A 19,228-nucleotide genomic window follows, 5' to 3' on the forward strand; every position below is an offset into this window, starting at 1 on the left:
GTCACGCGGCGCCGCGAACATGCGGTTTCATAGCCAGGGTTGACCAAATTAAATCCAACATTGGAAGGTTTTTCTGGTGCAATCTTCACCCTGCATCCGGCGATCCACCCAAGAAAAGGGTCGGCGTCGCCGCCGACCCCATGAGGTGTCCTTGGGGGAGGATCAGAAGTTCGCCCGGATACCGGCCAGGACCGAGGTGCCGGGATAGAAGATGGAATAGGCCGCATTGTCGTAGGCGAAGATCGTGCGGATCGGCTCGTTGGTGATGTTGAGCACATCGACCGTCAGGCGCAGCGCCTTGTTGAAGAAGGGTAGCTGATAGCCGGCCGACAGATCGAGCTGGCCACGGGCGTCGCTGCCCAGGGCTGCGGTCCTGATGCCGTTCTGGTTCGGGCCGGTCGTTACCGTCTTGTCGTTCCAAACATAGTTCAGGCTGACGGACAGACCGCCATTTTCGTAGAAGCCCTGCAAGTTGTACGACCATTTCGGAACGCCGGTCGCCACCAGCCGAACCCCGTTGAGGAACGAATTGGAAGACTGCTTGATATAGGTGCCGTTGGCCGAGAAGCCCAAGCCCTTCACCAGGAAATCGAGCGGTTGGACCCAGGTCGCTTCCAGGCCGCGCAGCCTGAGCGCCTGGAGATTGACGGGGCGATTGACGTTGATCGGCAGATTTTCGATCGCTACCCCGGTTCGCGTCGCGCGATCACGCAATGCGCCCAATTGCGTCGATTGCAGGCTCTCCAGCGGAATGTTGAGCGAACCGAAATTGACGACGCTAAGCTGGTTCTGTGTGAAGCCATCGATATTTTTCTGGAACCCCGTCACGCCGACATAGCCGATCCCGCCGGTATAATATTCGCCGCCAATGTCGATATTATCCGACAGGAAGGGCTTGAGGCCCGGATTGCCGGCGGCCGCCTCCAGCGCGGACGGATCGGAGAAGGTGACGCCGGGCAGGATGTTGCCCGCTTCCGGCCGCGTCATCGTGCGCGATGCGGAGAAACGCAGCTTCAGATTGTCCATCGCGCTCCAGGTCACGTTGAGCGCGGGCAGGAAATTTTCATAGGTGGAGTTGGCCACGATATCGACGATCGCGGTGCCGACCTGGCTCGGGCCGACGACATTCTGCTGGGTGCGGGCGTAGCGCATGCCCGCATTCACATCCAGATCGCGACCCAGGAAGGTGGTCTTGCCGTTGACTTCGAAATAGGCGCCCCAGACCTTTTCATCGACGTCACCCGTTGCGCCGCCGGTGACGGCCCCGCGGGCTTCGGGCGCATTGTCGCGGAACTGGTTATAGTTGGTGGCGTCGATGATCTTCTGGAAATCGGGCCGGATGAAGGACGTATAGCCGATGTCGCCGCTCGCCAGATGACCGAAGTTGCTGACCGACATGGGCAGCAGATATTGCGAGACCTGCGCGTTGGTGATCGATCCGGTGAGACCCGCGCAGTTGGTGCCGCACACCGTCAGCTGATAGGCTGCGCTGTTGTCGAAGGCGCGCACGAAACGCTTGGCGCGGTCATAGGCCCCGCCCAGCTTCACGTTCAGATATTCGTCGCCATAGGTCAGGTCCAGATGCGCGCCCTGGGTTTCCGTCTTGCGACGGACGTTCTGGACGTTCTGGCGATACCATTGCCAACCAGCGGCGGGGCTGTTGAGATCGATATTCGTCGTAATCGACGGGTAATAGCCGTCGCTATTGTCATAATAGACGTCGACGCCCGATTGCGGCGTGGTCTGGAACCCCCAGGTCGGCTGTTCGCGGAAGAAGCGGCTCTTCGACATGTTGAGGTTGGCGACGACCGTCAGCTTTTCGGTCGGCTGCCAGGTGACGCTGGGGTTGATGTTCCAGAAATGGGTCGTCTGCTTGAACAGGCTGGATTCCAGGAAGAAGGACGAGTTGGCGAAGGTGCCGCTGGTGACGACATTGTTTTCGTCCACGGTCAGACCGATCGGGACCATGCCGCCGGTCGATTGCGGGCTGGTGCCGGGTCCGGAATTGCGGACCTGCCAGTTCATGTTGACCTTGCTATAATCGCGCTTCGACTTGGCCCAGATGCCATCGATCGCGAAGTGCAGTTCGTCGCTGGGGCGCCATTCGACCGAAGCCAGCGCCGAGATACGCGAACGATCGCCCTGCGTCAGGGTGTTGCGGCCGAGACGCGGGATCAGCGCGGTGCTGAGCTGATCGCGGGTAAGGCCCGACGTCGCGACGACATCGACCGGCTGTCCGGCGACCAGGCCGTGGCCGGTGTTGCGCGGCACGACCGAGGCGTAGCTGAAATTGTTGCCGCCAGCGTTGCGGACGCCATTGACGGTGCCCAGATCGCCGTCGGTCCAGCCAACCAATTCAAAGCCGTCGACGCGGGTCTTGGTCTTCACGCCTGCGACGCCGAGCAGGATGCCGAACGTGTCGGTGGTGTGGCTGGCGACCAGCGCGCCACGCGGGCCGATACGATCATTGGTGTCGGTATATTGGCCCTGCGCGACGACCGTGACATGCGTGCCCGGCTTGTCGAAAGGGCGCGCATTGCGCAGGTTGACGGTGCCCGCGATGCCGCCTTCGATCGTGGACGCGGTCGCCGACTTGGCAAGATCGAGCCGGGTGAAGAGTTCGGACGGGAAGAAGTCCAGATCGACTTCGCGGTTGCCGCCACCGCCGCCCGTCGTGCCGCCGTCGGACGCGACCGCGATCTGCGAACCGTTGAGCAGCACCTTCGAGAAGCTGGGACCAAGGCCACGGATCGCGACCTGCGTGCCTTCACCGGTAATGTCGCGGTTGAGGCGGACGCCGGGCATGCGGTTCAGGGTTTCGGCGAGGTTGGTCGCAGGCAGCTTGCCGATGTCTTCGGCGAAGATCGAGTCGCCGAAAGCGACGGCGGCCTTCTTGGCGTTGGTAGCGCTCTGCAACGATCCGCGGATGCCGGTCACGACGATGTCGGCGACGTCGCCATCCTGCGGCGCGGCGGCCGTGGCGGCATCGGGCTGGGCCGCTGCGTCCTGGGCGAACGCGGCCTGCGCCAGGCTCAGCGAGCCGATCGCGGACGCCGCGAACAAGGCGGCACGAAAAATATGGGTGCGTGAAGACATGAACAAACCCCTCTCCTGAGCGCAGCCCCCGACTATCCGGTGGGCGGTAACTGGTAGCGCTATCACTAAGACTTCAATAAACCCGGCATCGACTTTGTCAAGACATCGAAGGGAGGAAGATGGTAACGATATAGGTGACTACGTTGTCAGTCCCGGAAAGCGGCCAGAGCGCCACGCGCGCCCTGGGTTTCCAATATGCCGAGCCAACGTTCGAGCGACGCCCGCAGCACGTCGTCCTGCGCCAGCGCGGGCGGCACGACCGCTTCGAAACGGAGAATCGCCGCGACGCGATCGGCCGGGTTTGCGCTATCGGCCAAGGCGGCGGCGATGGGCGTGGCGAGCGGATCGTCCACCCGATAGGACGCGCCATGGTCGTCCCGGCCGCCCTGCCAGTGGATCCAGGCGGCGACGGCGAGCGACAGGGCGTCGATCCCCTGCCCCGCCTGCAGCCGCGCGGCGATGGGGGCCAGCAGGCGCTGCGGCAGCTTCTGCGATCCGTCCATCGCGATCTGGCGGGTGCGATGGCGGAGCGTGGGATTGTCGAAACGGGCCATGAGGGCGTGGCGATAGGCGGCGACGTCGAGTTCGGGGGGCGGCGACAGCGTGGTTTGGGCTTCGTCCCAGGTCGATTCCACGAACGCGCGCGCTTCTGGCAAGGCCAGCACCTCATGGACATGGTCGATCCCGGCAAGGCCGCCGAGATAGGCGATGCCGCTATGCGCGCCGTTGAGCAAACGCAGCTTGGCTTCCTCCCAGGGCGCGACGGCGGCGGTGATTTGCACGCCCGCGCCGAAATCGGGGCGGGGGCCGCAGAAACGGTCCTCGATCACCCATTGCAGGAAGGGTTCGGTCTTCACCATCGCCTGATCCTCGACACCGATGCGCGCTGAGAGCGCCGCAATGTCTTCGGGCGTGGTCGCTGGCACGATGCGGTCGACCATGGTTTGCGGGAACGCGCCATGCTGCGCGATCCAGTCAGCAAGGGCGGCGTCATGACGGCGCGCCAGTGCCAGCACCGCGCCCCGCAGACGCGCGCCGTTATGCGGCAGATTGTCGCAACTGATCGCGGTGAAGGGCGGCAAGCCCGCTGCGCGGCGAAGGCCAAGTGCCGCGACCAGATAGCCGGGCGCCGTCTGGGGGCTGTCGAGCGACGCGAGGTCGGCGGCCATCTGCGGATCGCCCGCGATCAGTGCCCCGGTGGCGGGATCGAGCTTATAGCCCTTTTCCGTGATGGTCAGGGTGACGATATGGGTGTCGGGCGAGGCCAGCGCGGCGATGAGCGCCTGCGGGTCTTCCGGCGCAACGATGACACGTTGCACCGCGCCGATGATCCGCGCTTCCTCTGCCGAACCGTCGCGCACCAGTATGGTGTAGAGGCCGTCCTGCAGCGCCATCTGGTCGCGCACGCCCGGCGATCGCAGCGACGCGGCGACGATGCCCCAGCGCAGGTCGCCTGCGTTGAGCGCATCGTCGAACACCGCCGCCTGATGCGCGCGGTGGAAAGCGCCGATGCCGATATGCACGACGCCGCAGGTGACGGTGGCGCGATCATAGGCGGGGCGAATGATGTCGGCGGGCAGCGCCGCCAGCGTGGCGGTGGACAGGCGGGTCACAGTCGGTAGGCCGCCTTGACCAGATCATAGGCCAGCGCGCTGGCGACCTCGAAAGCTTCGTCCTCCTCCAGCCGATGTTCCGCGACCAGCTGGGCGAGCCAGCCGCAATCCATGCGCCGGGCCACATCATGGCGCGCCGGGATCGACAGAAAGGCGCGGGTGTCATCGTTGAACCCGACCGTATTGTAGAAGCCGGCGGTTTCGGTGGTGCGCTCGCGGAAACGGCGCATGCCTTCCGGACTGTCGTGGAACCACCAGGGCGGCCCCAGGCGCAGCGCGGGATAATGGCCCGCCAGCGGAGCGAGTTCGCGGGAATAGACATCCTCGTCCAGGGTGAAGAGGATCAGCGTCAGGCGCGGGTCGTTGCCATAGAGGTCGAGCAGCGGCTTCAATGCCTGCACGAATTCCCCGGCGGTCGGGATGTCGCCGCCCTTATCCTTGCCGAAACGGGCCAGCACGGCGGCGTTATGGCTGCGGTGGACGCCGGGATGGAGCTGCATCACCATGCCGTCCGCGATCGACATGCGCGCCATTTCGGTGAGCATATGGCCACGGAACAGTTCGGCTTCGCGCGCGGTGGCGGGGCCGGTCGTGACCCTGGCGTAGAGCGCCTCGATATCCGCGCGCGGCAGGTTGGCGGTAAAGGCGCTGGGGTGGCCATGATCGGTCGAGGTTGCGCCCGCTTCGCGGAAATCGGCGCGGCGCTTTTCGTGCGCGCGCAGGTATCCGTCGAAGCTGGCGGGATCTTCACCGGCCATGGCGCAGAAGCGTTGGACATTATCGATGAAGCGCGGATCGTCGGGGTCCAGCACCGGGTCGGGGCGATAGGCGGTGACGACCTTGCCGCTCCAGCCCGACGCGCGGATCGCGCGATGATGGTCGAGCGGGTCGAGCGGCCCTTCGGTCGTGGCGATCACTTCGATATTATAGCGTTCGAACAGGGCGCGGGGCCGAAAGGCGTCGGTCTTGAGCGCCGCGTCGATGATGTCGTAATAATGGTCGGCGGTGGCCGCTTCCAGCCGCACGTCGATGCCGAAGGCTTCGGCAAACACCCAGTCCAGCCACATGCGCGATGGCGTGCCGCGCAGCAGATGATAGCGCTCGGCAAAGCGCCGCCAGATGGCGCGCGGGTCGCTTTCCGTCGCGCTGCCGTCGACCGTGGGGACGCCGAGGTCGTCGAGCTTCACGCCCTGGCTGTAGAGCATGCGGAACACATAATGATCCGGCACGATCAGCAGGTCTGCGGGATTGGCGAAGGGTTCGTCATAGGCGAACCAGCGCGGATCGGTGTGGCCGTGCGGCGACACGATCGGCAGATCCTTGACGCTCGCATAGAGCCTGCGCGCGATGTCGCGCGTGGCCGGGTCCGAGGGGAACAGGCGATCGGGGTGCAGATGCAGGGGCTTTGTCATGCGGGGGTTCCAGGAAGAGGCGCGAGGACCGGCTGGTAGCGCGGCAGGAGAAGGTGGATCACGCCGAGCGCGATCAGATAGGCGACGGAAGCGACCATGAAGATAGGGCCGAAGCTGCCGACCGTTTCCAGGATCATGCCGGCAAACTTGGCCATCATCATGCCGCCGATCGCACCGGACAGGCCGCCAAGGCCGACGACCGACCCGGCCATCCAGCGCGGGAAGACGTCGCCGGGCAAGGCATAGAGATTGGCGGAGAAGCCCTGATGCCCCGCACAGGCCAGGCCGATCAGGCCGACCGCGATCCACATAGACGGCGCGTGGGCGGCGAAGGCGATCGGCACGGCGCATAGTGCAGCGAGGAACATGGCGCTCTTGCGCGCGCGGTTGAGGCTCCAGCCCCGCCCCATGAAGCGCGACGAGGCCCAGCCACCCGCCACCGATCCGACATCAGCGAGCAGGTAGACCGCGATCAGCGGCGGACCGAAGTCCAGCATCTTCACGCCATATTGCTTGTTGAAGAAATCGGGCAGCCAGAAGAGGAAGGTCCACCAGACCGGATCGATCAGGAAACGACCCGACATATAGGCCCAGGTCTGGCGATGGCGGAAGAGGGTCGCCCATTTGACGGGACGCTGCGGTTCTACGGGATCGGTTTCGATCCAGGCCAGTTCCTCGGGCGACAGGTTCTTCTTCTCACGCGGGGTGCGGTAGAAGGTCAGCCAGGCGGCCAGCCACACCACCGTCAACAACCCGGTCAGGATGAAGGCCCAACGCCAGCCCAGCGTGACCGCGATGATCGGCACGACCAGCGGCGTCAGGATCGCGCCGACATTGGACCCCGCGTTGAAGATGCCGATGGCGAGCGCCCGTTCCTTCTTGGGAAACCATTCGTTGGTGGCGGCGATGGCGGCGGGGAACGTCCCCGCCTCCCCCATGGCGAGCGGGATGCGGGCGATCAGCATCCCGGCCGTCGAGGTGAAGAAGATGTGCGCGATATGGCCGATCGTCCATAGCGACACGGCGAGCGCATAGCCCGCCCGCGCGCCGATCCGGTCGATCAGGCGGCCGAAAAAGACATAGGCGATGCCGTAGCCCGCCTGAAACCAGATGGCGAGGTCGGCATAGCCGCTCTCGCTCCAGTTATAGCGGGACTGAAGGTCGGGCTTGAGCGTCGGCAGGACCAACCTGTCGACATAGCTCAGCACGACCGCGGCAAAGAGCAGGCCGCAGACGATCCAGCGGATTTTGCCGGAGGGTTTGGGGATGGCGCTATTCATTGGCTCAGTCACCCGCCCATACCACCCATATCCGTTCGCCCTGCGCCTGCCAAAGGGCGCGCGCGCGCTTCGACAGGCTCAGCACGAACGGATATGGATGCCGTGAAAAACGACAGATCAACGGACGCCCCAATCACCCCGATCACCAATTGAACATGGTGCCGTCTTCCAGCCGGTTCACCGGCAAGAAGGCGCGATTATATTCATATTTGGCGGCCAGTTCCTCGTCGATGTCGACACCCAGGCCCGGCGCTTCGCCCGGATGCATCGCCCCGTCGGCGAAGGTGTAGGCGTGGGGGAAGACCGCGTCGGTTTCGGGCGTGTGGCGCATATATTCCTGCACCCCGAAATTCGGGATCGACAGGTCGAAATGGAGCGCGGCGGCCATGCAGACCGGCGACAGGTCGGTCGCGCCATGGCAGCCGGTACGCACCTGATACAGGTCGGCGAGGTTCGCGATCTTGCGCAGGTGGCTGATGCCGCCCGCATGGACCACGGTGGCGCGGATATAGTCGATCAGCTGGTTTTCGATCAGTTCGCGGCAATCGTGAATTGAGTTGAAGATTTCGCCCACGGCCAAAGGCGTGGTGGTGTGCTGGCGGATCAGCTTGAAGGCTTCCTGATTTTCGGCGGGCGTCGCGTCCTCCAGCCAGAAGGGGCGATATTCTTCCAGATCCTTGCCCAGGCGACCGGCCTCGATCGGGGTCAGGCGGTGGTGGATGTCGTGCAGCAGATGCACGTCCCAGCCAAGCGCTTCGCGCGCAGCCTTGAACAGTTCGGGCACCACACGCATGTATTTGCTGGTGTTCCAGACATTTTCCGTCGGCAGGTCGGCGTCGGCCGGTTCGTAGAAATATTTGTCTTTCGACACGCCATAGGTGGACGCCATGCCCGGCACGCCGCACTGGATGCGGATCGCCTTGTACCCCTGCGCCTGATATTCCAGCGCGACCTTGACCGTATCCTCGATCGTGGTGCCGTTGGCGTGACCATAGACCATCACGCTCTCGCGGCTCGCGCCGCCCAGCAGCTGATAGACCGGCAGGCCGGCCAGCTTGCCCTTGATGTCCCAGAGCGCGGTGTCGACGGCGGCGATGGCCGACATCGTTACCGGGCCGCGACGCCAATAGGCGCCTTTGTAGAGATACTGCCAGATATCCTCGATCCGGTGCGCGTCCCGGCCGATCAGGCAGGGAATGACATGGTCCTGCAAATAGCTGGCGACCGAGAGTTCGCGGCCGTTGAGCGTCGCGTCACCCAGGCCGTACACACCGTCTTCGGTGATGATCTTGAGCGTGACGAAATTGCGGCCGGGCGAGGTGACGATAACTTTTGCATCAATGATTTTAGGCATATGTGCAGTCCTGTTCAGATGATTTCGAGCGTGATGGTCTGAAGATTCTGGCTGTCGGGCCCGACCATGATGTCGAAGAGGCCGGGTTCGACCACCTCCTTCATGTCGAGATTCCATAAGGAAAAGGCGTCGGGGCCGATGTCGATGCGCACGGTCTTCGTCTCGCCGGGGGCAAGCGTGACGCGCTCGAAGCCTTTGAGTTCCTTGATCGGGCGGGTGACGCTGGCGGTCTGGTCGTGGACGTAGATCTGGACGACCTCGTCCCCTGCCCTGTTCCCGACATTGCGGACCTCGACCTGCACCGTCACGGTGCCGCCGACGCCGATACGCGCGGAAGAAAGCCGTGGTTTTCCAATGTCGAATTGCGTGTAGCTGAGGCCATATCCGAAAGGAAAAAGCGGTGCGTTATCCGCGAACAGATAGCCGCGCCGGGCCGACGGCTTGCGGTTGTAGAAGATCGGCACCTGCCCCGCGTCGCGCGCGACGGTGACGGGCAGCTTCGCGCCCGGATTGACATCGCCGAACAGGATGTCGGCCATGGCGGTGCCGCCCTCCTGCCCCGGATACCAGCATTTCAGCAGTGCGTTCGCGCCGTCCGCCACGGCCGGATAGCTGGGCGGGCGACCGTTGATCGCGCAGACGATGACGGGCTTGCCGGTCGCCTTGATCGCCGCGAACAGATCATTCTGTTCCCCGACCAGATCGATGTCGGTGCGGTCGCCCAGATGGTTTTTGGCAAAGCCTTCGCGACTGGTCTGCTCGGTATCGCCGATGGCGAGGATGACGATGTCCGCGCCCTTCGCCACCTCCACCGCCTCGGCGATTAGCTGGCGGTTCTTCACCGGGTCGGCCAGCAGCACTTCGTCCACCGACCGATCCTCGCTACGGGTGATGAAGACGCCCTGGGCGTGGACGACCTCCGCCTTGCCGTTCAGCTTGGCCCTAACGCCTTCCAGCAGGGAAACGCTCTGGCGCGGGATGGACGAATAGCCACCCAGTCGCGCGATGGCGGCGTTGGGACCCATAACCGCGACCCGCTTGTGCGCGCCGGGGCTGAGCGGCAGCGTGCCGTCATTCTTGAGTAGCGCGATCGACCTGTGCGCGGCCTTGAGCGCCAGCGCGCGCGCTTCGCGGTTGCCGGTCAGCGCGTCATAATCCTTGCGCGGCCAGGGATTTTCGAACAGGCCCGCGCGGAATTTCAGCGTCAACATGCGCGTGCAGGCGATGTCGATCGCCTCGACGGGGACTTTTCCGCTGCGGACCTGTTCCACGAACGTCCGATAGGTCTTGCCATCGGGCAGTTCGCAATCGACCCCGGCGCGCAGGGCCGCGCGTGCGGCGGCCTGCGGGTCGGGCTGGACATGGTGGACGGTGTCGAGTTCCTCGACCGCGCCATAATCACTGACCACCGCGCCGTCGAAATGCCATTCGCCGCGCAGGATATCGCCGAGCAGCCATATATTCTGATGCGACGGGACGCCGTCAATCTCGTTATAGCTTGGCATGACGGCGGCGATGCCGGTGCGCTTTACCACTTCGCGGAAGGGCGGGAAGAAATTCTCCCGCAATTCGCGTTGGCTGATGGGCGCGGGCGCGATATTCTCGCCGCTCTGGGGCTGGCCGTGGCCGGTCATATGCTTAAGCGTCGCCATCACCTTGTCGGGGCCGAGCTGCTTGCCCTCCCCTTGCAGGCCCAGCACCGCCGCGACACCCATCTCGCCGCAAAGATAGGGATCTTCGCCGAACGTCTCTTCGATCCGGCCCCAGCGCGGATCGCGGGCGATGTCGACCACCGGGGACAGGGCCAGATGGACGCCGCGCGCGCGGACTTCGCGGGCGATGACCGACTGGACGTCGTGCATCAACTGGCGGTCGAAACTGCCCGCCAGGCCGATCGCCATCGGGAACATGGTCGCGTCGGTCGCCATGTAGCCGTGCAGCAATTCTTCATGGAAGAGAACGGGGATGCCGAGGCGGGTTTCCTGCGTCGCCCATGTCTGGACTGCGGTGATGAAGGCGACCGTGTCGGCCGGGGTGCGCCAGCGCGCGCCGACGCCACCCGCCTGATTGGAACCGTTGGGCGCGCCGCGCCGGTCGGACGGGCGCGTGATCTGGCCGAAACTGTGTGGATAGGCCGCGCTCGCCTTGGCAGGCGAAAAGGTCAGGTCGTCCATGATGTCGGCCTTGGTCGCCCAGAGCGCGATGATCTGGCCGACCTTTTCCTCCAGCGTCATGCGGCCCAGAAGGTCGCGGACGCGCAGGTCGATGGGGGCGGACGCATCCTTGTAGAGCGGGCCGTCCTTCTTCGCCGCGACCGCCGGGGCGGCAGCGAGAAAGGATGTGGAGGCGAGCAGGCCCAGCGCCTGCCGACGGGCGAGCGTCATGGCGTCACCGTCAGCGTGGCGGACTGGAGCGCGACCGAACTGTTCCCGGTCATGATCTCGAAATCGCCCGGTTCCACCACGCGATGCATGGCGTCGTTCCACATCTGGAGGCGGTCGGGATCGATGGTGAATGTCACCGTACGTACTTCACCGGGTTTCAGCGTCACGCGCTGGAAGCCCTTCAATTCCTTGACGGGACGGGTGACGCTGCTGACCTTGTCGCGTATATAGAGCTGGACGACTTCGTCGCCTTCGCGCGCACCGCTGTTGCGGACATCGACCGAGACCGTCGTTTTACCGCCGGTGCCGATCGTCGTCGCGGCCAGTCGCGGCGGCGACAGGGCAAAGCTCGTGTAGCTGAGGCCGAAACCGAAGGGATAGAGCGGGTCGGTGGTATCGAACAGATATCCACGGCGGGCCGAGGGCTTTACATTGTAGAACATCGGCAATTGCCCGACCGATCGCGGCACGGTGACGGGCAGCTTGCCGCCGGGGTTCACATCGCCGAACAGTATGTCCGCGACGGCATTGCCGCCCTGCTCGCCCAGATACCAGCCTTCCAATATGGCGTTGGCCTGTTCGCTGATCGTGACGGTCGATGCCGGGCGGCCGTTGATGAGGACGACGGTGATCGGCTTGCCCAACGCCTTCAACGCGTCGAACAGTGCCTGCTGCTCGCCGACCAGGTCTAGGCTGGGGCGGTCGCCCAGATGATTGTCGGCCCAGCCTTCGCGGCTCGACTGTTCGGTGTCGCCCAGCGTCAGGACGATGCGGTCCACGCCCCTCGCCGCCTCGACCGCCTGCGCGATCAGCTTGCGGTTTTCGGCGGGGTCCGACTGGGTGACGCTGTCCGCCCACCAGTCGTCATCCTCGGTGATCTTCACGCCCTGCGCGAAGACGATATTGGCGCGGCCCCCAACCTTCGCCTTGATTCCTTCCAGGATCGAGACGCTGTGGGGCGGCTGGCCGTAATAGCCGCCCAGACGTGCGACGGCGGCGCTCGGCCCGATGACGGCGATCGTGCCTTCGGGCCTGAGCGGCAGCATGCCGTCATTCTTGAGCAGGGTGATGGATCGCTGCGCCGCCTTCAGCGCCAGCGCGCGGGCGTCCGCATTATTGGTGATCTTTTCCGACGCGGCGGCGTCGGCATAGGGATTTTCGAACAGGCCCGCGCGGAATTTCAGTTCCAGCATGCGGCGGGTGGCCAGATCGACCTTCGCCTCGCTCACCTTGCCTTCGCGCACCAGCTTGCCCAGCGTCGCATAGGACAGGCCATCGGGCAGGTCGGCGTCGACGCCCGCATCCAGCGCGCGCATCGCCGCCTCTTCCAGATTGGCGGCGATATGATGGATGCTCATCAACTGGTCGACCGCCGAATAGTCGGACACGACCGCGCCCTTGAAGCCCCATTCTTCGCGCAGCACATTTTCCAGCAGCCAGCGATTGGCGTGGCTGGGGACGCCGTCGATTTCGTTATAGGATGCCATCACCGCTTCGATGCCGGTGCGCTTCACCACCTGTTCGAAAGGCGGAAAGAAATTTTCGCGCAGTTCGCGTTCGGACACCGGCGCGGGGCCGATATTGGTGCCGCTTTCGGGCTGTCCGTGGCCGGTCAGATGCTTGAGCGTGGCGAACACCTTGCCGGGGCGCAGGGTGCGGCTGCGGCCGACGCCTTGCAGGCCTTCGACCGCCGCGACGCCCATTTCGCCCACCAGATAGGGATCTTCGCCATAGGTTTCCTCGATCCGGCCCCAGCGCGGATCGCGGGCGATATCGACCACGGGCGACAGCACCATCGGCACGCCGCGCGACCGGATTTCGCGCGCGATCACGCTGTTCACGTCGCGCAGCATGGCGGTGTCGAAGGAAGACGCCATGGCGATCGATTGAGGAAAGCTGGTCGCGCCGACGGCCGCATAGCCATGCAGCCCTTCCTCATGAAACAGGATCGGGATGCCGAGCCGCGTCTGCGTCGTCGCCCATTTTTGCAGGGCGTTGACCAGCGCGACCGTCTGGCGCGGATTGCGTCCTGGCGCAACCCGGGGACTGAAAGCACCCTTCGCATCGGAGGGCCGAGTAAAATGGCCGAGGCCATGGGGATATTGCGCGGCGAGCTTTGCCGGATCAAGCTGGAGCCGGTCATCGAAAATCTTGACCTTGTCGGTCCAAACGGTCGTGATCTGGGCGATCTTTTCGTCCAGCGTCATCCGTGACAGGAGGTCGTCCACGCGCGCTTCGACCGGTGCACCGGCGTCTTTATAGACGGCTTTGGCAGATGCGGCGGCGGACGGCGCGGACTGGGCGGCGGCCATCGGCAAGGCGAAACCAAGCGCCAGCACCGACGCGGCGGCGAGGACTTTACTGGTACGGATCACGGGGCCCCTCTCCACAAGTTTTTACCGTGCGACGATCTTTCCGCTTGCCGCCTTACAACTGATAACGTTACCATTGATGCGATAAGAGAGACTTGTCAATGCCCGTTGCATGGGCTTTGACCGTCGGGACCAAGGGAGAGGACGGAAGTGAAAGCGCGCCTGTTTTGCTGGATGATTGCCGCGGCCGGAACCGCGCTGACGCCGTTGGCGGCCCCCATGGCGCAGGCCGAGGACGGCTATGATCTGTGGCTGCGCTACGCCCCGGCGGACTCATCGCGCGCAGCCGCGCTGGCGGCGCACGCCACGGGAATCGTGGCGGCCGACAACAGCCCGACCCTGGCGATTGCGACCCGGGAATTGCAGCGCGGCATAGGCGGCATGACCGGCACGTCGCCCACTGTGTCGCCGACGGTCCAGCAGGGCGCCTTGTGGCTCGCAACCCCTACGTCCACCCCTGCCCTACCGGTCAAGACCGAAGGGCTGAGCGCGGAGGGCTATGCGATTCGCTCCACCATCGTTGATGGCAAGGCGGTGACGCTGATCGCTGCGAACAGCGATATCGGCCTGCTCCATGGCGCCTATCACTGGCTGCGGCTGGCGCAGAGCGGCGCGAGCCTGGACAGGCTCGACATCCGCAGCGCGCCGAAGATCGGCCTGCGCCTGCTCAACCATTGGGACAATCTCAATGGCACGGTGGAGCGCGGTTATGCGGGGCAATCCATCTGGGACTGGTGGCGGCTGCCCGACTGGAAGGGGCCGCGCTATACCGACTATGCCCGGGCCAATGCGTCGATCGGCATCAACGGCACCGTCCTCAACAATGTGAACGCCAAGTCTGACAGCCTGACCGCGCCCTATATCGCCAAGGCGGCGGCGCTGGCGGATATGTTCCGCCCCTATGGCATCAAGGTTTACCTCTCGGTCAAATGGACCGCGCCGATGGAACTGGATGGCCTCAAGACCGCCGATCCGCTCGACCCGTCCGTCGCGGCCTGGTGGAAGGCGAAGGCCGACGAAATCTACAAGGCGATTCCCGATTTCGGCGGCTTCCTGGTCAAGGCGAACAGCGAGGGCCAGCCGGGGCCGCAGGATTATAACCGCACCCATGCCGATGGCGCGAACATGCTGGCGGCGGCCGTGAAGCCCCATGGCGGCATCGTGATGTGGCGCGCCTTCGTCTATGCGCACGACAATCCCGACGATCGCGCGAAGCAGGCCTATAGCGACTTCAAGCCGCTGGACGGGCAGTTTGCCGACAATGTGATCGTGCAGGTGAAGAATGGCGCGATCGATTTCCAGCCGCGCGAACCCTTCCATCCTTTGTTCGGCGCGATGCCCAAGACGCCGCTGATGATGGAATTCCAGATCACCAAGGAATATCTGGGCCAGTCGACACACCTGACCTATCTCGGCCCGCTGTTCGAGGAGACGCTGGACGCCGATACTTACGCGAAAGGCAAAGGATCGACGGTCGCCAAGGTGATCGACGGATCGCTGGACGGGCACAGGCTGACCGGCATTGCGGGCGTCGCCAATATCGGGGTGGATCGCGACTGGAGCGGGTCGATCTTCAATCAGGCGGACTGGTATGCTTTCGGTCGACTTGCCTGGGACACCAGCCTGTCGGCGGAGGAAATCGCGAAGGAATGGGCGGAGATGACCTTCTCCCCCGATCCCAGGCTGGTGCAGCCGGTGGTCAAAATGATGATGGGTTCGCGCGAGGCGGCGGTCGACTACATGACGCCGCTGGGGCTGGCCCATGTCATGGACACCGGCCACCATTATGGGCCGGGGCCATGGGTCGCCGATCTGGCGCGGCCCGAATGGAACCCGGTCTATTATCATAAGGCGGATGCGAACGGCATCGGTTTCGACCGCACGAAAACGGGCAGCGACGCCGTCAGCCAATATGCGCCGCCGATCGCCAATATGTGGGCCAATGTGAAAACCACGCCGGAGCGCAACCTGCTCTGGTTCCATCATGTCCCCTGGGACTATCGCCTGCGATCAGGCGAGACGCTGTGGAATGGCCTGGTCCATCGCTATGAAGCGGGCGTGACCCATGTCGCGGACATGCAGACGACATGGGCGTCGCTCAAACCCTATGTCGACCCCGAACGGTTCGCGCAGACGCAGACGTTCCTGACGATCCAGCATCGCGAGGCCCAATGGTGGCGCGACGCCAGCATCGCCTATTTCCAGTCGGTGTCGCAACGCCCCCTGCCCGCCGGATCGGCCGCGCCCGCGCATGACTTGAACTGGTACAAGGCGCAGAAATTCCCCTATGCACCGGGCCATAATTGATTATTTGCTTTAATTTTACAGGATGATGTCGCACCCATTTCGGCACCGACATCATCCCAGCGAAAGCATAGCCGCATTGAGCGACACCCGATCGGCCCGCCGCCAGCGTAACGCGCCCACCATCAACGACGTCGCCAGCCATGCGGGCGTGTCGCCGATGACGGTGTCGCGCGTCATCAATGGCGAGCAGGTCGTGCGCGCGGCCACCCGGGAAAAGGTGGAGGCGGCGATCGCCGCGCTCAACTACGCGCCCAGCGCCGCCGCGCGGACATTGGCGGGTGGGGAAGAAACGCGGATCGGCCTGCTCTATTCCAACCCATCCTCTTCCTATCTCAGCGAATTTCTGGTCGGCAGCCTGGACCAGTCCAGCCGCAGCAGCGTCGATCTGGTCGTCGAAAAATGGGACGAGGAAACGTCGATCCCGTCAGTCGTCGCCCACTTGCAGCGTGGGCGGATCGACGGGGTGATCCTGCCGCCGCCGCTCTGCGACCTGGACGAAATGGTGGCGGCGCTGGACGCAGCGGGCATTCCCGCCGTCGCGGTCGCCACCGGACGCCCACCATCCGCTTTGTCCGCCGTCAGCATCGACGACCGACAGGCCGCCTATGAAATGACGCGGCACCTGATCGCGCTGGGTCATGTGCGCATCGGCTTCATCAGGGGCAACCCGAACCAGAGCGCCAGCACAAGGCGGTTCGAAGGCTATGTGGCGGCGTTGCAGGAAGCTGGCCTGGCGATAGATGACGAGCTGATCGCGCAGGGCTATTTCACCTATCGATCGGGGCTGGATGCGGCCGAACATATATTGGCGCTGGCCGATCCGCCGACCGCCATCTTCGCCAGCAACGACGATATGGCTGCCGCCACGGTCGCGATCGCGCATCGCAGCGGGCTGGACGTGCCGGGCGACCTGACCGTGTGCGGGTTCGACGACACATCGCTTGCCACCACGATATGGCCGGAATTGACTACGATACGCCAGCCGATCAGCGCCATGGCGCGCGCGGCGGTGGAAGTGCTGGTGCGACAGGTAAAAAGCCGCCGCGGGCGCGCCGCCGACGCGGCCGAGCATCTGGTGCTGGACCATGCGCTGATCCGGCGACAGTCGGACGCCGCGCCACGCTTGCGGCCGCGCCCGGGATCGGACCCGTTCGCCCTGAGCTTGTCGAAGGGCCGCACTTCTTGAGGAAGAGCAGGGCTTCGACAGGCTCAGCCCGAACGGGCTTAAAAAGATAGTGTTACGCTTCGCCGAACACGCGCTTGAAGATCGTGTCGACTTGGCGGAAATGATAATCGAGGTTGAACTTCTCCTCGATCTGCTGCGCGGGCAGCGCGGCGGTGACGTCTGCGTCAGCCTTGAGCAGTTCGAGCAGCGACAGTTTCCCGTCCGATTCCCACACCTTCATCGCGTTGCGCTGAACGTAGCGATAGCTGTCCTCGCGGCTGACGCCCGCCTGGGTCAGGGCCAGCAGCACGCGCTGCGAGTGGACGAGGCCGCCCATCTTGTCGAGATTCTTCATCATCCGTTCGGGATAGACGAGCAGCTTGTCGATCACCCCGGTCAGGCGGGCGAGCGCGAAGTCGAGCGTGATCGTGGCGTCGGGACCGAAGAAGCGCTCCACCGACGAATGGCTGATGTCGCGTTCATGCCACAGGGCGACATTTTCCAGCGCGGGGACGACGGCGGCGCGCACGACGCGGGCGAGGCCGGTCAGGTTCTCGGTCAGCACCGGGTTGCGCTTGTGCGGCATGGCGCTGCTGCCCTTCTGACCGGGCGAGAAATATTCCTCCGCTTCCAGCACTTCGGTGCGCTGGAGGTGGCGGACCTCCACGGCAAGGCGCTCGATGGACGAGGCGATGACACCCAGCGTCGCGAAGAACATGGCGTGGCGATCGCGCGGGATCACCTGGGTGGAAACCGGCTCCACGACCAGGCCCAGCTTCTCCGCCACATAGTCTTCGACCGCAGGATCGATATTGGCGAAGGTGCCGACCGCGCCGGAAATGGCGCAGGTGGCGATTTCTTCGCGCGCGGCGATCAGGCGCGCCTTGCAGCGGCTGAACTCGGCATAGGCTTCCGCCATCTTGAGGCCGAACGTCACCGGTTCGGCATGGATGCCGTGGCTGCGGCCGATGGTCGGCGTCAGCTTATGTTCGAAGGCGCGGCGCTTGATGACCTCCAGCAGCTTGTCGAGGTCGTCGATCAATATGTCGGCGGCGCGGGCCAGTTGCACGGCCAGGCAGGTGTCGAGCACGTCGGAGCTGGTCATACCTTGATGCATAAAGCGCGCTTCGTCGCCTACCTGTTCGGCGACCCAGGTCAGGAAAGCGATGACGTCATGCTTGGTGACGGCCTCGATCGCGTCGATTGCCGGTACGTCGATGGCGGGGTTCGTCGCCCACCAGTCCCACAACGCCTTGGCCGCCGATGGCGGCACGACGCCCAGTTCGCCCAGCTTCTGCGTCGCGTGCGCCTCGATTTCGAACCAGATCCTGAACCGCGCCTCCGGTTCCCAGAGCGCGGTCATTGCGGGGCGAGAATAGCGGGGGACCATGAGCGAATCCTGCGGTTGGAGAAGAAATGTTGCCGCGCGCCTAGCAGCGTCGCCCTCTCGGGGCAAATCAGTGCAGACCGATCGACGCAGGCGGCTATTTTTTCCCGCCACTATGAAGAAGTTCGATGAACCGACGTTGTTTTCAAGACGAATGCGCCCACATGAACGCATGTTCAGGAACATTGCCAGTTCCGGTTCATTATTATCCTATCATAACGACTTCATCGGGCGCTCGACGTCCCGACCTATTCACGGCGTCAGGAGATTATCATGATCCGCACGTTCCTATTCTCGACTGCCATAGCGGTCGCCGCGCCTGCCATGGCGCAGACCATGGCGCCGGACCAGGGCACGGTGCCCGCCGCGCCGCAGTCCGCAACTCCCGCAGCGCCGACCGCGCCGCAATCGGCAACCCCGGCGACACCCGCCAATCCCGCGACATCGGTCGCCACCATCGTCGACAGCGAATTCCCCGCTTATGACGCCAACAGCGACGGGCAGCTGGATCAGCCGGAATTTACCCGCTGGATGGTCGCATTGAAGGGGCAGGAAATGAAAGCCACCGGATCCACCCTGCCCGCAGAGCAGGTCACGGCCTGGGCCAATGGCGCATTCGCGACCGCCGACAAGGATAAAAGCACGTCGATCAGCAAGCCTGAACTGGTCAGCTATCTGAGCGGCGGCGCAGGGTAAGAAGACCTATCCCCTCCTGTCACGAAGGCGGGGCGTAGAGCCTGGGGTCGCACCCGGAAAGGCGGCATGGAGCGAAGGCCATGCCGCCTTTTCTTTGTGGGGTTGTTTTGCCGCTGGCGCAGGTGCGCGGCGGAACAGGCCGCCCGCCGCTTCCATCAGGCG

General features: G+C 64.4%; 11 protein-coding genes. 3 read left to right on the forward strand and 8 right to left on the reverse strand.

The window, feature by feature from the left end:
* Positions 1-162: 162 nt before the first annotated feature.
* From U5A82_RS14155 to U5A82_RS14185, 7 genes are all read right to left on the reverse strand, one after another.
* Entirely contained in the window at positions 163-3,096 is a 2,934-nt protein-coding gene (locus tag U5A82_RS14155; protein ID WP_326291486.1) for a TonB-dependent receptor, read from the reverse strand.
* Positions 3,097-3,242: 146 nt separating this feature from the next.
* Positions 3,243-4,709 carry a mannitol dehydrogenase family protein gene (locus U5A82_RS14160; protein ID WP_326291487.1) on the reverse strand — a complete coding sequence of 489 codons (1,467 nt, stop codon included), beginning with the start codon at positions 4,707-4,709 and terminating at the stop codon, positions 3,243-3,245.
* Positions 4,706-6,121: a glucuronate isomerase gene (gene uxaC / locus U5A82_RS14165; protein WP_326291488.1), complete on the reverse strand. Its 1,416-nt coding sequence runs from the start codon at positions 6,119-6,121 to the stop codon at positions 4,706-4,708. The genes U5A82_RS14160 and uxaC overlap by 4 nt, the downstream gene beginning before the upstream one ends.
* Complete coding sequence (locus U5A82_RS14170; RefSeq protein WP_326291489.1) at positions 6,118-7,401, reverse strand: MFS transporter; 1,284 nt, start codon at positions 7,399-7,401, stop codon at positions 6,118-6,120. The genes uxaC and U5A82_RS14170 overlap by 4 nt, the downstream gene beginning before the upstream one ends.
* 142 nt (positions 7,402-7,543) lie before the next feature.
* Positions 7,544-8,755 carry a D-mannonate dehydratase ManD gene (manD, locus tag U5A82_RS14175; RefSeq protein WP_326291490.1) on the reverse strand — a complete coding sequence of 404 codons (1,212 nt, stop codon included), beginning with the start codon at positions 8,753-8,755 and terminating at the stop codon, positions 7,544-7,546.
* Between the two features lie 14 nt (positions 8,756-8,769).
* On the reverse strand, positions 8,770-11,139 hold the full coding sequence (locus tag U5A82_RS14180; RefSeq protein ID WP_326291491.1) for a glycoside hydrolase family 3 N-terminal domain-containing protein: 2,370 nt from the start codon (positions 11,137-11,139) through the stop codon (positions 8,770-8,772).
* On the reverse strand, positions 11,136-13,514 hold the full coding sequence (locus tag U5A82_RS14185) for a glycoside hydrolase family 3 N-terminal domain-containing protein (protein WP_326291492.1): 2,379 nt from the start codon (positions 13,512-13,514) through the stop codon (positions 11,136-11,138). Before U5A82_RS14185 ends, U5A82_RS14180 begins: the two co-directional genes overlap by 4 nt.
* 171 nt (positions 13,515-13,685) lie before the next feature.
* On the opposite strand from U5A82_RS14185, the gene U5A82_RS14190 reads away from it, so the two are divergent.
* Positions 13,686-15,818, forward strand: a complete 2,133-nt coding sequence (locus tag U5A82_RS14190) for an alpha-glucuronidase family glycosyl hydrolase (protein WP_442802214.1) — start codon at positions 13,686-13,688, stop codon at positions 15,816-15,818.
* A 76-nt stretch (positions 15,819-15,894) separates the two neighbouring features.
* Positions 15,895-17,004: a LacI family DNA-binding transcriptional regulator gene (locus U5A82_RS14195; protein ID WP_326291494.1), complete on the forward strand. Its 1,110-nt coding sequence runs from the start codon at positions 15,895-15,897 to the stop codon at positions 17,002-17,004.
* Positions 17,005-17,056: 52 nt separating this feature from the next.
* On the opposite strand, the gene purB is transcribed toward U5A82_RS14195, so the two are convergent.
* The gene (gene purB, locus U5A82_RS14200; protein ID WP_326291495.1) at positions 17,057-18,373 is read right to left on the reverse strand and encodes an adenylosuccinate lyase; all 1,317 of its coding nucleotides are present in this window, start codon (positions 18,371-18,373) and stop codon (positions 17,057-17,059) included.
* Positions 18,374-18,643: 270 nt separating this feature from the next.
* On the opposite strand from purB, the gene U5A82_RS14205 reads away from it, so the two are divergent.
* Complete coding sequence (locus U5A82_RS14205) at positions 18,644-19,066, forward strand: EF-hand domain-containing protein (RefSeq protein ID WP_326291496.1); 423 nt, start codon at positions 18,644-18,646, stop codon at positions 19,064-19,066.
* Positions 19,067-19,228 lie beyond the last annotated feature (162 nt).

Source organism: Sphingobium sp. CR2-8, assembly GCF_035818615.1.
In the GTDB taxonomy this organism is placed as follows: Bacteria; Pseudomonadota; Alphaproteobacteria; order Sphingomonadales; family Sphingomonadaceae; genus Sphingobium.

Bases quoted from the DNA above. Each gene is read 5' to 3' on its own strand.
- U5A82_RS14155 (WP_326291486.1), bottom strand. From the start codon at position 3,096: ATGTCTTCACGCACCCATATTTTTCGTGCCGCCTTGTTCGCGGCGTCC.
- U5A82_RS14190 (WP_442802214.1), top strand. From the start codon at position 13,686: ATGATTGCCGCGGCCGGAACCGCGCTGACGCCGTTGGCGGCCCCCATG.
- manD (WP_326291490.1), bottom strand. From the start codon at position 8,755: ATGCCTAAAATCATTGATGCAAAAGTTATCGTCACCTCGCCCGGCCGC.
- U5A82_RS14170 (WP_326291489.1), bottom strand. From the start codon at position 7,401: ATGAATAGCGCCATCCCCAAACCCTCCGGCAAAATCCGCTGGATCGTC.
- uxaC (WP_326291488.1), bottom strand. From the start codon at position 6,121: ATGACAAAGCCCCTGCATCTGCACCCCGATCGCCTGTTCCCCTCGGAC.
- U5A82_RS14180 (WP_326291491.1), bottom strand. From the start codon at position 11,139: ATGACGCTCGCCCGTCGGCAGGCGCTGGGCCTGCTCGCCTCCACATCC.
- purB (WP_326291495.1), bottom strand. From the start codon at position 18,373: ATGGTCCCCCGCTATTCTCGCCCCGCAATGACCGCGCTCTGGGAACCG.
- U5A82_RS14205 (WP_326291496.1), top strand. From the start codon at position 18,644: ATGATCCGCACGTTCCTATTCTCGACTGCCATAGCGGTCGCCGCGCCT.